The sequence below is a fragment of the Nonomuraea glycinis genome, assembly GCF_014646515.1.
Lineage (GTDB): Bacteria > Actinomycetota > Actinomycetes > Streptosporangiales > Streptosporangiaceae > Nonomuraea > Nonomuraea glycinis.
Genome location: NZ_BMNK01000004.1, coordinates 408,773 through 422,755 on the forward strand (window position 1 = coordinate 408,773; position 13,983 = coordinate 422,755).

A 13,983-nucleotide genomic window follows, 5' to 3' on the forward strand; every position below is an offset into this window, starting at 1 on the left:
TCCCCGCGGACTCTCGGTCCGCGCGGGTTCCCCCCGCTGGTCCCTCGATCAGGCGGTGCGCTGGAGCAGGTCGTCAATCGAGCCGATGGCTCGGTGGGATATCTCCCGGATCTGCTGCAGGCGCTCGTTGACGTGGGTCTCCGGCTCCTGCGGCGGAGGCATGGTCTCGTCCTGGACGTCGATCACGGCCAAGCGCGCCCTGCGGGGCGTCTGGTGCCGGTCGCCGCCGTATGGGTGGCGGTAGGCCTCTTCGGCCGGTGCGCGATGTGGAGAGGAAGCGGGTTCTTGGGACGCTCGCCGGGCGAGGTCGGACTGGAGGTGCATGACGGGGCTCCTACCAAACGGTGATCGTGGTGCGGTCGGCCTCGGCGCCGGGGTGACACCCGCGGGGTGGTGATGCGGATGAACGGTCATCTGGGTGCCACCTCCCGGCCAAGGCCCTCGCCAGGGTCCTGGTGTAAACCCTGACTATTTGCTTGCACCCCGATCCTGCCAGGTGCCTCCATTCTGTCAACTGACACTTTACGTATGGCTCTCGGCGATCCCCCTCGCCCGACCTGTGACTCCCCGCCCGTCGCACGGCGGCACGCCCGCCGCTCCAGCCGCGTCAGTCCGCCGTTTCGGCAGGACTCGGAAGGTGAATGCGGCTCTGCGGGCCACGCATGATCTACAGTCCGCGATATGGCGCAATGGATAGGTGGACGTCCCCTGCGGTTGGCTAAAGCCGACCCTTCGGTTACAGCCATGAGGCCCGCTCGCACCGCCTCGATCACCGCGATGGCGGTCGCGTGCCTGCTGTCGCCGCTGCCCGCCGCCCAGGCGGCGGGCGGCCCCGGGTACTGCCCGCTGCCGGAGGACGAGCCGACCGGCCCCGACACGGTGTCGTGGATCTATCCCGGCCCGCCGCCGCAGGAGTCCGAACCCACCGCCGAGCAGCGTCGGGACTACGCCGGCTTCCCGAACGCGGCCGTCATCGACACGGTCGGCCCGGACGGCTCACCTCGACGCCACACAATCGTCACCTATTCGAAGAACATCGACGTGGTCATGCCGTACGTCAGCGCCGCGGCCACCTCCGGCGACGACGGCCGCACGTTCGGCCCGTCGGCCCGGACGCCGCTGCGCGAGGCGCCCATCCCGTTGCACGACGGCCGCCTGTTCGCCACGGAGTACTACCTGACCGGCGTGACCGCGCACACGGCGAGCCTGGGCATCCTCACCTCGGCCGACGGCGGCAAGAGCTGGGACCGCGCCGAGGCCGTGTTCGGCACCCCGGAGAAGCTCGCGGGCGGCGGCGTCGCGCACGGCCGGCCGATCCAGCTCGCCGACGGCACGATCCTGGTGACGGTGTACGGCCGCTACGCCGACGTCGACCTGGACCAGTCCGAGGTGTACGCCAGCGCGGACGGCGGCGCGAGCTTCACCAGGCGCGGCGTGATCGGCCGGCCGGACAGCCGCTACGCCTACAACGAGGCCGCGGTCGAGCAGGTGGCCGACGGCAGCCTGCTGGCGGTGCTGCGCCGTGAGGGCGGCGGCGCCTACGCCACGCTGGCCTACAGCCGCTCCACCGACGCGGGCGCGACCTGGTCTCCCCCACAGGACCTGCGGCTGCCCGGCCAGGACTGCCTGGTGCGCGGCGTGGCGCCGCGGCTGCTGCTGATGCCGGGCGGCGCCCTGGTGCTGAGCGCGGGCCGCCCGGACGTCTGGGTCGCCCTGTCCTTCGACGGGCTGGGCGGCAGGTGGGACCGGCAGCGGGTGACTTACCACAACCGGGACGGGATCTACGACGCGCACGGCACGTCGGGCTACAGCGGCATCGCGGCGGTCGGGCCGTACCGGCTGTTGCAGGTCTTCGACAACTGCAAGTTGCCGGGCGCCCGCAGGGACGGCTCGCTCAACGAGACCGCCTGCCCGGCCGGCAACGGGTTCGAGCACGGCAGCTGGTACGCCATCAAAGGCCGGCATCTGGACATTCCGCTCCCCGGCCCCGGCCGGCTGAACCTGGCCGCGCTGCACCGGTCCGGGAAACTGACAGTGAACACCACGATGACGTGGACCAGCAGGCGCCGGCCGCTCGCCCGCCCGGGCGGCGCCTTCGACGGCAGCACCGGCTACTGGTCCAGCGCCGTCTCGGCCGGCCCCGGCCGGTACGTCCTGCACCTGAACCGGATGCGCGCCTTCACCCGGATCGGGCTCAGCCTGCGCCGGGGGCACGCGGCCGGCGCCCGCGTGTTCGTCTCGCGGGACGGCCGCGCCTGGGGCTCCCCGGTCCTGCGGGTGAGCGGCCGCACCGACTACGCGCTCCGCCACGAGGCTCTGGCCACGCCCGTCAAGGGCCGGCACGTCAAGATCGAAGTCGACGCCACCAAGGACTGCGACCCGGAAATCGGCGCCACCTGCGCGATGCTGAACGAGGTGGAACTTTACGCGGCGACCAAGTCCTCATGATTGCCAGGAAAGGCCGCCTGGCGCTCGGCTTCGCCGAGCTTGACAAGCTCGTTGACTTTCCTTGACAAGGAAGAAATATCCCTTTTGATGGGACAAATGGAGATAATCAAACATTCGACGAAGCAGCACCTCTATATCAGCGCACGCGGCACCGGGCGCGCAGATCCACAGCGCGTACAAGTGCTTCCCTGAACGCCACGTGAACGCTGCCCCGGTGGACACCGGGCGCCTGCGGGCGGGCACGCCGCTACGCCGGGCCGAGCGCTTCACGCCGCGCCGGGCCCGGCGGCGTGCTCCCGCCGCGGCCGGGCCGGGCGATCGGCACCGCGCCTGACCGGGCGGCCGGCGGTCAGTGGCCGGAGGAAGGGTCGTCGGGGTGCGGCCGGTCGCGGAGCGGCTTGTCGCTCTCATCCACCGTCTCACCGTCCCGGTCGACCTCGAACCGCTCCCTGCGGACCTTCCCCTGCACCGTCTCGTCCCTGGTGACCCTCTCCTTGCGCATGTGCACGCGCTCGACGGGCGTGCTCTCGGTGCCGACGACGGGGCGCTCCTCGTACAGGGTGAACGTCTCTTCTTCGGCTTCGCCGAACTCGTGGCCCTGGACGGGCTCGCCACCGACGATGGGCTCGCGTTCGATCACGACCTCGTCGCGCTCGAGCGGGATGGTCTCCTCGACGTTCTCGCTCTCCACGTACTTACGCAGCCGTACGTGTCCGGACTCCCTTCTCTCCTTCCCGACGTGCATCTGCTCTTCCGAGCGGGTCATGTCGATGTCGTCGTCGTGGTCCTGTGCCATTCCGGGCTTCGGGCCGGTGGCGCCGGTCATCCCGGCCGCGGCTCCAGACACCGGCCCCGGTCCCGGCCGTGGCCGCGGCGCCTCGGGCCGCCCCATGCCCGGCCGCCCCATCTCGGGTCGCCCCGTTTCAGGTCGCCCGGTGGTCGGCGGCTGTCCGGTCGTCGGCTGGCCTGCGACCGGCCCTCCGGTGGCCGGTCCTCTTCCCTGGCCTTCCCTGCGCTGGGTCGGGACGCTCGACGACTGCAGGCCGTAGTAGCGGTAGAGGCTCACCTCTTCTTCCATGCTCAGCCGGTCGTCCGAGTCGTCGATGGCGGGCGCGCCCTTGACCTTCTCCTTGTCGAACGGCACGCGGAGCGTGCCCGAGCCGCGCTGTGCGCCGGTCAGCGGCACGAAGCTCTCCTTCGTGCCGAAGAACCCGGTCTTCACCGTCACCCACTCGGGTTCGCCCGTGCGGTCGCTGAGGTACACCTGCCCGACCTTGCCGATCTGCTGGCCGTCCGAGCCCACGACACGACAGTCGAGCAAGTTGCGGATCTCTGTTTGGGTAGACAAGACGATCCCCCGAATCGTTGTCCCCGCCGGCCCGTTCCCCTGCCGACGGGTGGTTCAAGACGGACAAATACCCCAAACATCCACAAGCGCACCCCAATTACCTAGAATTTCCTTTCACCGATATTTCATGACAATTCCTGCAAAAGCGGTGTCAGTCCTTGTTCAGTGCTGTCTTGGTCAGGAGCAAATGGTGACGCAGGACCGCGAGCGCGCTCGTGGCCATCGCCTTCACCTCGGGGGAGCTCCCCTTCTTGAGCTCGGTCCGCGTCTCCTTCAGCGCGGTCGCGTGCTGCTTGCGGATCGCGGTGACGAACGCCCGGTCGAACTCCTCCCGCGAGGCGCCCTCCAACGCCTTCCCGGCCTTCTCCTGCGCCCCCGACAGCGCCGACGGCAACTCGACCCCGAGCCGGGCCGCCGCCTGGGTGAGCTCGGCGTCGAGCTCGGTGTGGGCGCTGACCAGCTTCGCGCCCAGCTCCTTGACGGCGGCGGTGCCGCCCTTGCGCTCGGCCAGGCCGCCCGCCCGCGTCTCGGCGAGGTAGCCCTGGTGGATCCTCTTCATCCAGATCCGGTCCTGGTCGGACAGCGCGACCTGGTCGGCCGGGGCCTGCGGCGACGCGCTCGCCGCCGTCCCGGCCCCGGTGGTGGCCTCGCCGCAGCCGGCTGTCAGCACGGCCACGGCGAGCGCGAGCGGAACGAGATGCGAACGCTGAATTGTCATGACTGTCCCCCGAATAGACGTGCCTACCGTCAGCGGTAGGTCAGTCACGTACAGTAATGAAGATCGGCATGTCTCCGCCCGGTATGCCACGCCGGGAACCGCCGACGGGTCGGCAAAGAATTTCGGCACCGATGGTTGGGCTCGGCAGAGGAGGGAAGGGCAGGCAATTCATATACGTCGAACGCGAGGAGGAGCCCTAGTGCTCACCCTGACAGCCAACGCAGCACAGGCCATCCGAGACCTGACCGCGGCGGCGCCCGAGCCGACGCAGAGTGGCATCCGCATCTCGTCCCAGGGAGAGGGCGCCAACGCGCTGACCCTCTCGCTGGCCACGGCTCCTGAGCCGGCCGACGAGGTCGTGGAGGCGGAAGGCGCCCGCGTCTACCTCGACCAGGTGGCCGCGACGGTGCTGGACGACAAGTCCCTCGACGCGGGCGCCGACGACCAGGGAGCGGTGTCCTTCCTGGTCACCGAACGCCCGGCCTGACCCGCCAGCGCCGGTCCGGTGCCGGTTCCGTACCGGACCGGCGGCCGGTCGGGCGGCAGGTCAGCCGTCGCCGAGCAGCTTGTGCAGAAAGCGGAGCTGCTCCTCACGCTGGTAGCCGCTGCCGCCCTCGTGGCCGTTCCACGGCCAAATGGTGATCTCCTTGGGTCCCTGCCAGTGGTTGTGGGCGGCGAAGACCGTGGAGGGCGGGCAGACGAAGTCCATCAACGCCACCGAGTACAACGCCGGCACCTGGCCGCGGGCGGCGAAGTTGACGCCGTCGAAGTAGGACAGGGTGGTGAACACCTGGTCGGTGGTGTCCCTGCGGGTCGCCAGGAAACGGACGAGCTCCTGGTACGGGTCCCGGTCGGTGATCTCCACAGCCCGCCGGAAGTGCGTCAGGAACGGCACGTCGATGAGCGCGGCCCGCACGCCGGGGTGCAGGACGGCGGTCGCCTGGGCGATGCCACCGCCCTGGCTGGCACCGGAGGCGATGACGCGCCCGGCGTCCACGGCGGGATGCGCGGCGGCGGCCTCCACGGCCCGTACCGCGTCGGTGAAGACCCGCCGGTAGTAGTAGTCGTCGGGGTCCAGGATGCCGCGGGTCATCATGCCGGGCGCCTGCGAGGAGGCGGAGCCGTGCGGGTCGCCGGTGACGCCGGGGCTCTGCGTCTGGGCGCCGCCATGGCCGCGCGTCTCCATGACGAACACGGCGTGCCCGGCCGCCGGCCAGATGAGGTGGTCGTGCGGGAACCCGCGTCCGCCGCCGTAGCCGATGTAGTGCATGACGCAGGGCAGCGGCCCTTCGGCGCCGCTCGGCGTCAGCAACCAGCCGTTGATCCGGTGGCCGCCCCACCCGGCGAAGGAGACGTCGTACACCTCGACATTGGTGTACGGAGCGTCGTACGGGGTGAAGGTCGCGTCGAGCGGGAACTCACGCGCCTCGGCGAGCGTACGGGACCAGAAGTCGTCGAAGTCGGCGGGCTCGTCGCGCTCGGGGCGGTAGTCGCGGAGCTGTTCAAGCGGCAGGTCGAACAGAGGCACAGATAACTCCAGCCAGTAGAGGATGGTGATATTTCACCGTATTGGCTGACGGCGGGGTCAACCTACCCCCCTGCACAGGCAGGATCGTGCGGATTCGGGGTAGTGGGCGCACCATGAGCGCGTATCTGGTGCAGACGACCGGCCCCCACCTGGCCCCCGGCATGGTCCTGGACGCCCCCGCCTCCAATGACGACTTCCTGCTGAACTTCGGCGACGACACCGAGGCGCGGGCGGAGCTGATCCGCGACGACGACGGGCGCCCCCTCGTCCGGGTCGGCGGTTACATGACCATGGACGGCACGGTCGTCGCCGAGCGGCTGTGGACGGTGCGGGAGGTGCTCGAACAGGAAGGGCGGCGCCTGGTGCGCCTGGGCGAGCCCCTGGTGTGAAGGCGCGGGTCAGGCCGGGGGCGTAAAGGCGCGGGTCAGGCCGGGCCGGCGCACCCGCCCGCCCGCGCTTCCGCGACCTTCCAGTGCGCCCCGGGGAACGGCGACATGAAGTGCGTCAGCAGGTCGACCGCGTAGTCCGGCACCCGGCCGCCCGCGTCCAGCAGCGAGATCATCTGCGGGCCGCCGGAGCCGCGCAGCGTGATCGAGTTCACCTTGCCCTTCCCGGCGAAGCCCGGCTTGGCGTTGACCGCCAGGCAGGCCAGCCGCACCCCGGCCGCGCTGACCTCATGCTGCGCGCCGATCCGCCGCATCCGCTGGTCGTAGCGGCGCAGGGCGAGCGAGGTGGTCGGGCCGATCCGCACCGACTCGTGGAACACCTCACCACCGACGTCCTTGACCAGCCTGAGGCGCAGGTTGACGTCGGGACGCAGCTTGACGCCCTCGGCGCCGACGTCGAGCCGGGCATAGTCCCCCTCGACGCCGGGCGTCAGGTAGCCGACCGCGCGCGGCGCCTTCAGGTCGAACGGGATCTGGCCCGGCCGGATCCTGAGCCAGGACACCCGCCGGACGCTCAGTGACAGATCCTCGATCGTGCTCCTGCCGAGCGCGAAGGCGCCGCCCACGCGGTAGGTGAGGAATCCCTTGGTGCTGGGCACCTCCTTGGCCAGCTTGATCGGCTGGCGCGCGACCGGCTCGACGGTCAGCCCGGCGTGCAGCTCGATGCGCCCGGTGGGCACCGGCTTCGACACCAGGTCGAGCGACAGGTCGGGCTTGAGCCTGACGGTGGTGTCCGCGGCCAGGTCGGTCACCGCGATCGACACGGCCCCGAGCTCGCCCCGCCGGTCCGTGAGGCCGCCTTCCACGGCGAGGTAGCCGTCCAGCGTGCTGGCACCCCCTTCGGCCTTGTAGGTGAGGGCGGGCACACGCACCCCGCCACCGGCCGCGTCGGCGTCCACGCCGAACGTGGCGGGCACGTCCTTCAGCCGCAGTTCGCCGGTGCCCGCCCCGGGCAGGGTGACCTTCGCGGTGAGCCGGTCGACGGCCGCGGAGTTCTGCACCCGGACGCGGGTCTTCGCACCGTAGCTTCCGTGTACGGCGACCACGGCGGGCACCGGTTCGACCGTCAGCCGGCCGCGCAGGTCGCCGGCCTGGGCGTGCACGGACAGGGAGCCGAGCGTGGCCGCCGGTTCGATGCGGTAGAAGGCCCGCACGGTGTTGCCCCCGGTCACCTCGAACGGGCCGAGCGACATCCGGGTGATCTTCGAGGGCAGGCCGGTGAGCCTGGCTGTGGCCTTGATCGGCACCGGGGCCAGGACGGTGCTGGCCAGGTAGACGCCGAGGCCCCGGCTGCCCGGCCGGTATCCGTCGAAGGTGAACGTTCTGGCGGCCAGGTCGACCGTGACCCGCTCGGGCAGTCCGGTCACGTCGAGGTATCCCTGGATGCCGAAGCAGCCTCTGGCCGTACAGAACGGGCCGGGCGCGCACCCCTGCGAGCCCGCCGCGCAGCCGCCGTCCACCAGCGAGAGCCCGCCCGCCACCGCGGGGGCCGCCGGCATCCGCCGCAGCGCGCCCGCCTTGCCGAGCCAGGCGCGGGCCCGCACGTCGAGCCGGGTGCCCGCGTAGCTGAGGGTCGAGCCGGCGGCCGTGAGCGTGAGGCGGCTGCCCTTCTCCACCACCGGCCCGAGCGTGCCGAGCACGCCGAAGCGCAGATCGCCCCGGGTGATGTCGGCGTCGATCGCGAGGCGCTGCCGGGCCGCGCGGAAGTCGGCGGTCAGTCCTTCGCCCTCGGGGGTGAGCCGGACCGCCGACAGGCCCTGGATCCGCACGCTGGCGTCCAGGTCCCCGGTGGCCTCGTCGTAGTGGGCCGCGAGGTGGGGGCCCGCCGGCGCCTTGGCCCCGGCGTGGTTGGTGAAGGCCAGCGTCGCCGTGCCGACCGGGCCCGACAGGCCGCGGAAGTGGTAGTCGCCCGGGTTCCAGGAGGCGTCGAAACGGGTGGGCACACCGGTGACCCGGGCGGCGGCCCGGACCTCGCGGCCCTGCAGTTTGACGCGGGCGAGCGCGGTCACCGAGCGGACGGGGGTGTCCGCAGTCCAGGTCAGGGTCCTGGCGGCGGTGTCCGCCACCAGTTCGGCCCGCTTGCCGACGCCGTCCATGGCGGCGTGGACGTCCTCGCCGCCGGGCTTGGTGACGTATTTCCTGTTCGCGTAGACCTGGACGTTCGGTAAGGGGGAGGAACTGGTGAACGCGACCGTCGACCGCTCCCCCAGCGTCCACGAGGCGCTGACGTCACCGCGTACGCCACGGACCGTCGCCTCGATCGTGGGGCCCTGGCGGGTGTTGGCGTAGGCGGCGCGGAGCTTGCCGATGTCGCCGCTGGCCTGGTAGACCGCCTTCCTGGTGGCGGGGTCGAGCGTCACGTCGACCCGGGCGGGGGTGTTGGAGATCTCCATCCTGGCCAGGTGGATGCCGTCGATACTGGCGGCGCCGACGAAGGAGCGGCCCCCGGCGGTGGCGGTCAGGAGGGCGCGGGGCTTGGCGCCGTAGGTGACGTCGAAGCCGGACAGCCCGGACAGCAGCGCCGAGACGCCGACGGCCGGCCCGTTCTTGATCATCGTGACGTGGCCGCCCCGCAGGGTGGAGATCGCACCCCCGCCACGCTGCGCCACCAGCGCGAACCTGCCGATCGGCGAGCTGGTCGAGTGCCGCACCCGGTGCTCCGCCGGGTCGCTCGTCAGGCGCAGCCGGGCGGGCAGGCCGCTCAGCTCCGCCCGCAGCACGGTCTTGGCCGCCGCCCTGTCGAAGTAGACGACCTGGGCCGTGCCCGCCCGGCGCAGCCGGGTGTCCAGGGCCAGCGTCTGCTTCGCGCCGGTGGCGCCGTACCTGGCGGTGAAGGCGGGCGGCACGTCCCCCAGCGTCACGCTCGCCAGCCTGGACAGCCGCCCGTCGTCGTAGGTCTGGTCGTGCAGTTCGGCCTGGCCGATGGAGGCGGCGGCGGTCAGTTGGACCTCGGTGTCGCCGTCCTTACCGCGGTTCATCGTTACCCGCGCCCGGGTGGGCATCCGGTCCAGCACCGCCCGGGTCAGCCGGTCGCCGGTCACCACCAGCGCGTCCAGCCGGGCCGGGGATGAGGCGGTGAGGTCCAGCCTGGTCGCGTTCAGGGTGGCGTCGATCGTGAGCTTGTCGGTGGCGGGCGTCTGTCGCAGCCGCACCAGGGTGCGGCCGGTCAGCCCGGCCACGACGGCGGCGGAGGCGCCCGGGTCGGTGCGTTCGACGTCGGCCTTGACCCGCTTGCCCGTGGGGTCGACGGTGAACGTGCCCCGGTCCGAGGCGGACAGCGCCGAGCCCTCGCGCATGCCGTCGAAACCGATCGACACGCGCTCGTCGTACTCGGCCCAGACGCGCGCCTGGAGTTCGGGACGGCCGGGCAGGCGCTTGACCGTGAAATCGAGCCCGGTGAACTGCTGCTGCTGGGCGGTGGGCAGCAGCCTGGCCGCGAGGTCGGCGACGCCGTCGCCGGTGACGTCGGCGGCGACCGGCTTGACCAGCGGCTGGCCTCCCGAGCAGGAGACGGGCACCTCGGCGCTCTGCACGCACAGGCGGTAGGTCAGGGCGCCGGCCGGCAGGCGGATCGCGTTGAACAGCCCCGCCACCGGGGTGCTCAGCTTGAGCGGAGCGGCCTGGGCGGTGTCCGGCAGCACGGCCCGCAGGTCCGGCCCCGGGCCGCCTGCCCGCTTGCTCGCCTCGGCCTCGATCCGCTCGACGAGTGCGGGGCCCGCGGGGGTCGTCACCTCGGGCGCCTCGGGTCCGACCCGGCCCTTGTCGGTCTCCACCGCGACGGTGGCCGCGGACGGCTCCATCGGGACATCGGCCGACGCGGGCGCCGGCTGCCGCACCGGGGGCACCGGTTCAACGGCGACGGCAGTCGTACGAGCGTCCCTGGTCGTACGCGCATCGCTGGTCGTACGAGCGTCCCTGGTCGTACGCGCATCGCTCGTCGTACGAGCGTCCCTGGTCGTACGCGCATCGCTCGTCGTACGAGCGTCCCTGGTCGTACGCGCATCGCTCGTCGTACGAGCGTCCCTGGTCGTACGCGCATCGCTCGTCGTACGGACGTCGCCGGTTGTCCGGACGTCGGCGGTCGTACGCGCGTCGGCGGTGGAGGGCAGGGGGGCCAGGACGGCGGCTGCCAGTGACGCGGATGCGAGCAGGCGTACGAGGGCGTGCCTGAAAGGCATGGAAGAGGTTCCCCCGAAGCGGTGTAAATCAACCCATCAGCAACAGAAGTTACGAGCTGACCACATATAGTGACTTGTCGTCAAACTCCCGAGGACATGGGGCTCCAGGCTCCTTCGGGGCGGCCCGGGGTCAGGAGTCGCGGGAGCGCAGGCGCGGCAGCCAGCCCGGCACGGCCGCCCGGTAGGCGTCGTACTCGGCGCCGAAACTCCGCCGCAGCAGCGGCTCCTCGTACCAGTGGACGAAGGCCGTCACCGCGGCGCCGACCACCACGGCGTAAAGGAACAGGTCGAACCGGCCGAGCAGGAGGGCCTGACCGATGATCGAAGCCAGGACCGCGACGTACATGGGGTTGCGTACGTATCGGTAGAAACCACCGACGACGAGCCGCTCCGGCGGAGCCACCGGAGCAGGGGTGCCGAGCCCTTCGACCACGAACCGGACGAACGCCTGCACCAGGACCACCGCCCCGGCGAGGGTCAGCAGCACTCCCACCAGCCTGATCGGGAGCATCAGCGCGACGGGGAGCGGCGCGCGAGGCTGCCAGCCGGTGATCCACCAAGGAATGAGGACCGCGACGGTCCCGGGGGCGGCGGCGAAGAACAACGCACTGCCGACGGCGGCCGGAGTCTTTCGCATGCCCATCTCCCACCCTGGAATTCATTCCATGATGAGTTTAGGGACAGGAAAAGGAAGCCGTCAATATTTCCGGATATATCCATCTATAAGCGGCCGAATGCCGCACCCACGGACGGGTGCGGCATTCGCCTCGGATTTAGCGCCAAGCATGCCTTTACGGCCAGGCTCAGCAGCCGTCGACGTGACGGCGGTGTTCACTTCACGTCGGCCAGGACCGTCAGTCGACCCACCAGGGGTGCTTGCCGTGGTCGTCGCCGGCGGACCACCACGGAAGCTTGCCGTGGTGGTGGTGGTCGTGAGCCTTCTTCCAGTCGCCCCTGGGCGGCGCCCCCTTCCAGTCGCCCCTGGGCGGCGCCCCCTTCCAGTCGGCCTTGGGCGGCGCCCCCATCCAGTCGGCCTTGGGCGGAGCCCCCTTCCAGTCACCTCTGGGCTCCGGTACCCGCCAGTCGCCCTTGGGGTCCGGCGCCTGCCAGTCGTGCCTGGGCTCCGGTCGCTTCCAGTCGTCCCTGGGCACGCCTTCCCGGTCGACCCACCAGGGGTGCTTGCCGTGGTCGTCGCCGGCGGACCACCACGGAAGCTTGCCGTGGATGTTCCTCCAGTCTTCCCTGTCCTCGTGGTCCCAGTGGTCCCCGTGGTCCCCGTGGTCCCCGTGGTCCTTCTCAGGCTTCTCAGGCTTCTCGGGCACCTCTGGCACCTCGGGCTCAGGCCGCACGGGCCTGTCAACCTCGTCGAAGTCGTCGTCCTCGTCGTGCCTGTCGTCCTTGTGGTCATCCGGGACCGGGATGTGGATGTGACGGACGTTGTCGCGGTGGCCGTGCTTGTGACCGTGCCTGTGACGGTGCTTGTGGTGGCGGTGCCCGCAGCTGCGGTGGTGGCAGTGGTGGTGGCGGTGACCGCAGCCGCGCTTGCAGCCCAGGATCGGCTTCTCGCCGAGCAAGGTCATCTGGACGGCGGCGCCGGCCACCTGCAGCGTGCCGGCACTGGCCGACTGCGCGGCCGGAAGGAGCATGACGCTCGCCGCCGCGGTCGCGAGTGCCAGGGTGACGGCTCGCTTGGAGAAGAGTGCGTGGGGCACTCGACTTTCATTCTTCATGGGCGATCGTTCCGTTCATGGGTTTATCGACCTGGAGGCGGGCGCCCGATTCAAACGCCCCGCCACAGCGCCAGACATACCCCTGTCGATCATCCGCTTTATCTTGCATAAATGTAATGTGCGCTCAAAGTCTCACCATTTCCGGAACCCACCGAGCACACATATGGCCTATGACCCAATTTCTCCGGATAAAGCTGCCCCGCGGGCCTTGGCGGAAAAATTTGGTTTCATGGGGTAGCCATTTGATCATTCGGGTTACGAACCGTTTGTGATCAACGTTCACCGGCCCCTGGTGCTCGCCCTCTGCCTGGGATTCCCGGTCGTTCCAGGTGTCGCCGTCGCCGACACCACGCCATTGGAGATCGTCCTTCGTCCCGGCGACCGCGGCGACAGCGTCGAACGGCTTCAGCGGCTGCTGCGCGACGAGGGCTACCTCTGGGGCCGGGTGAGTGGTGTGTACGACGACCCGACGACGGCCGCCGTCTGGGGCTTCCAGAAGCTGCACGGCATCCGCCCGCACGCGAAGGTCGACCACGTCATGTGGCGGGCGCTCAACCGTCCGCGCCGGCCGCGCCCGCTCGTGTCGAACGGCGCCCGCGACCGGGTCGAGATCGACCTGCGCCGGCAGCTGCTCGTCGTCTACCGGGACCGCCGCCCGGTGCTGATCACCCACATGTCCAGCGGCGCCGGGGTGACCTTCTGCAACGGTGGCCGCTGCCGGACGGCGACGACCCCGGTGGGCGACTTCCGTGTCACCACGCGGGCTCCCGGCTGGACGACCGGGCCCCTCGGGTCGATGTACAACTCGCTGTACTTCGTCGGCGGGGTGGCGATGCACGGCTCGACCAGGGTGCCGCTGTGGCCGGCGTCGCACGGCTGTGTCCGCCTGCCGATGAAGGCGGCCGACCGCCTCTACCAGCTGGTCGGCGTCGGCGAGCCCGTCCACGTCCGCGGCCGCTCAACCGTGGTGTCGAACAACCGGAGGTAACCCCCGGCGCGCAGGGCCCGCTCAGCGGGCGGTCGGAGATCAAGCGCTGACGGATCGGGCCTTCCGGGAGCGGTAGTTGGCCGCCTTGACGCGGTTGCCGCATTCCTCCATGCCGCACCACTGCCGGTTGCCGGCCCGGGACCGGTCGATGTAGACGCGGGTGCAGTCGGGGTGGCCGCACTCGCGGACGCGCAGCCGGTCCAGGCCGGCCAGGAGCGCGATGGCCGCGCGGGCCACCTCGGCGGCGACCGCCGCGATGTCGCCGGTCCGGCTCAGGCCGGAGGGCGTGAGGGCCATCCGGGGCGTCGGGCCCGCCGCCGCCCGGTTCAGCTCGCGCAGGTCGTCCTCCGGCCAGGGCAGCCCGTCCATCCCGTGGCGCACCAGCCGGTAGACGACCTCACGCAGCGCGCGTGTCCGCCGCAGCCCGGCGGCGTCCACCGGCGGCTCGTCGCTGAGCACCCCGGCCTCGACCGTCCAGCGGGCCAGGTCGGCGGGCGTGACCAGCAGCTCCTCAGGATCGCTCCGCCGCCACTTGAGCGTCCCGGCCAGGTCGAGGGCGAGGTCGCCGCTGACGAACACGAAACCCATGTCACCAGCTT

12 protein-coding genes are annotated in these 13,983 nt (G+C 71.0%); 4 read left to right on the top strand and 8 right to left on the bottom strand.

Annotation, left to right across the window (positions count from 1 at the left end):
- Window positions 1-48: 48 nt before the first annotated feature.
- Window positions 49-324 (bottom strand): hypothetical protein, encoded by a 276-nt coding sequence (locus IEY87_RS15365; RefSeq protein ID WP_189139292.1) that lies wholly within the window; start codon window positions 322-324, stop codon window positions 49-51.
- A 420-nt stretch (window positions 325-744) separates the two neighbouring features.
- On the opposite strand from IEY87_RS15365, the gene IEY87_RS15370 reads away from it, so the two are divergent.
- Complete coding sequence (locus IEY87_RS15370; protein ID WP_189139293.1) at window positions 745-2,448, top strand: exo-alpha-sialidase; 1,704 nt, start codon at window positions 745-747, stop codon at window positions 2,446-2,448.
- Between the two features lie 349 nt (window positions 2,449-2,797).
- On the opposite strand, the gene IEY87_RS15375 is transcribed toward IEY87_RS15370, so the two are convergent.
- On the bottom strand, window positions 2,798-3,796 hold the full coding sequence (locus IEY87_RS15375; protein WP_189139294.1) for a PRC and DUF2382 domain-containing protein: 999 nt from the start codon (window positions 3,794-3,796) through the stop codon (window positions 2,798-2,800).
- Window positions 3,797-3,947: 151 nt separating this feature from the next.
- The gene (locus IEY87_RS15380; RefSeq protein WP_189139295.1) at window positions 3,948-4,514 is read right to left on the bottom strand and encodes a DUF4142 domain-containing protein; all 567 of its coding nucleotides are present in this window, start codon (window positions 4,512-4,514) and stop codon (window positions 3,948-3,950) included.
- Between the two features lie 199 nt (window positions 4,515-4,713).
- On the opposite strand from IEY87_RS15380, the gene IEY87_RS15385 reads away from it, so the two are divergent.
- Entirely contained in the window at window positions 4,714-5,001 is a 288-nt protein-coding gene (locus tag IEY87_RS15385; protein ID WP_189139296.1) for a Fe-S cluster assembly protein HesB, read from the top strand.
- A 60-nt stretch (window positions 5,002-5,061) separates the two neighbouring features.
- Here the strand turns inward: IEY87_RS15385 and IEY87_RS15390 are convergent, their stop codons facing one another.
- Window positions 5,062-6,042, bottom strand: a complete 981-nt coding sequence (locus tag IEY87_RS15390; protein WP_189139297.1) for an acetylxylan esterase — start codon at window positions 6,040-6,042, stop codon at window positions 5,062-5,064.
- Between the two features lie 113 nt (window positions 6,043-6,155).
- On the opposite strand from IEY87_RS15390, the gene IEY87_RS15395 reads away from it, so the two are divergent.
- Window positions 6,156-6,431, top strand: coding sequence for a hypothetical protein (locus IEY87_RS15395; RefSeq protein ID WP_189139298.1), 276 nt, complete (start codon window positions 6,156-6,158; stop codon window positions 6,429-6,431).
- Window positions 6,432-6,466: 35 nt separating this feature from the next.
- On the opposite strand, the gene IEY87_RS15400 is transcribed toward IEY87_RS15395, so the two are convergent.
- From IEY87_RS15400 to IEY87_RS15410, 3 genes are all read right to left on the bottom strand, one after another.
- Entirely contained in the window at window positions 6,467-10,666 is a 4,200-nt protein-coding gene (locus IEY87_RS15400) for a hypothetical protein (protein WP_189139299.1), read from the bottom strand.
- A 130-nt stretch (window positions 10,667-10,796) separates the two neighbouring features.
- Window positions 10,797-11,303: a methyltransferase family protein gene (locus tag IEY87_RS15405; RefSeq protein ID WP_189139300.1), complete on the bottom strand. Its 507-nt coding sequence runs from the start codon at window positions 11,301-11,303 to the stop codon at window positions 10,797-10,799.
- Between the two features lie 217 nt (window positions 11,304-11,520).
- Entirely contained in the window at window positions 11,521-12,378 is an 858-nt protein-coding gene (locus IEY87_RS15410; RefSeq protein ID WP_189139301.1) for a hypothetical protein, read from the bottom strand.
- A 286-nt stretch (window positions 12,379-12,664) separates the two neighbouring features.
- On the opposite strand from IEY87_RS15410, the gene IEY87_RS15415 reads away from it, so the two are divergent.
- Window positions 12,665-13,384 (top strand): L,D-transpeptidase family protein, encoded by a 720-nt coding sequence (locus tag IEY87_RS15415; protein WP_189139302.1) that lies wholly within the window; start codon window positions 12,665-12,667, stop codon window positions 13,382-13,384.
- A gap of 39 nt (window positions 13,385-13,423) precedes the next feature.
- Here IEY87_RS15415 and IEY87_RS15420 read toward each other — a convergent pair whose 3' ends face one another.
- Window positions 13,424-13,972, bottom strand: a complete 549-nt coding sequence (locus IEY87_RS15420; RefSeq protein WP_189139303.1) for a CGNR zinc finger domain-containing protein — start codon at window positions 13,970-13,972, stop codon at window positions 13,424-13,426.
- Window positions 13,973-13,983 lie beyond the last annotated feature (11 nt).

Excerpts from the sequence above, each read along its gene's own strand:
- IEY87_RS15365 (WP_189139292.1), bottom strand. The coding sequence starts at position 324 with ATGCACCTCCAGTCCGACCTCGCCCGGCGAGCGTCCCAAGAACCCGCT.
- IEY87_RS15370 (WP_189139293.1), top strand. The coding sequence starts at position 745 with ATGAGGCCCGCTCGCACCGCCTCGATCACCGCGATGGCGGTCGCGTGC.
- IEY87_RS15380 (WP_189139295.1), bottom strand. The coding sequence starts at position 4,514 with ATGACAATTCAGCGTTCGCATCTCGTTCCGCTCGCGCTCGCCGTGGCC.
- IEY87_RS15395 (WP_189139298.1), top strand. The coding sequence starts at position 6,156 with ATGAGCGCGTATCTGGTGCAGACGACCGGCCCCCACCTGGCCCCCGGC.
- IEY87_RS15400 (WP_189139299.1), bottom strand. The coding sequence starts at position 10,666 with ATGCCTTTCAGGCACGCCCTCGTACGCCTGCTCGCATCCGCGTCACTG.
- IEY87_RS15405 (WP_189139300.1), bottom strand. The coding sequence starts at position 11,303 with ATGCGAAAGACTCCGGCCGCCGTCGGCAGTGCGTTGTTCTTCGCCGCC.
- IEY87_RS15420 (WP_189139303.1), bottom strand. The coding sequence starts at position 13,972 with ATGGGTTTCGTGTTCGTCAGCGGCGACCTCGCCCTCGACCTGGCCGGG.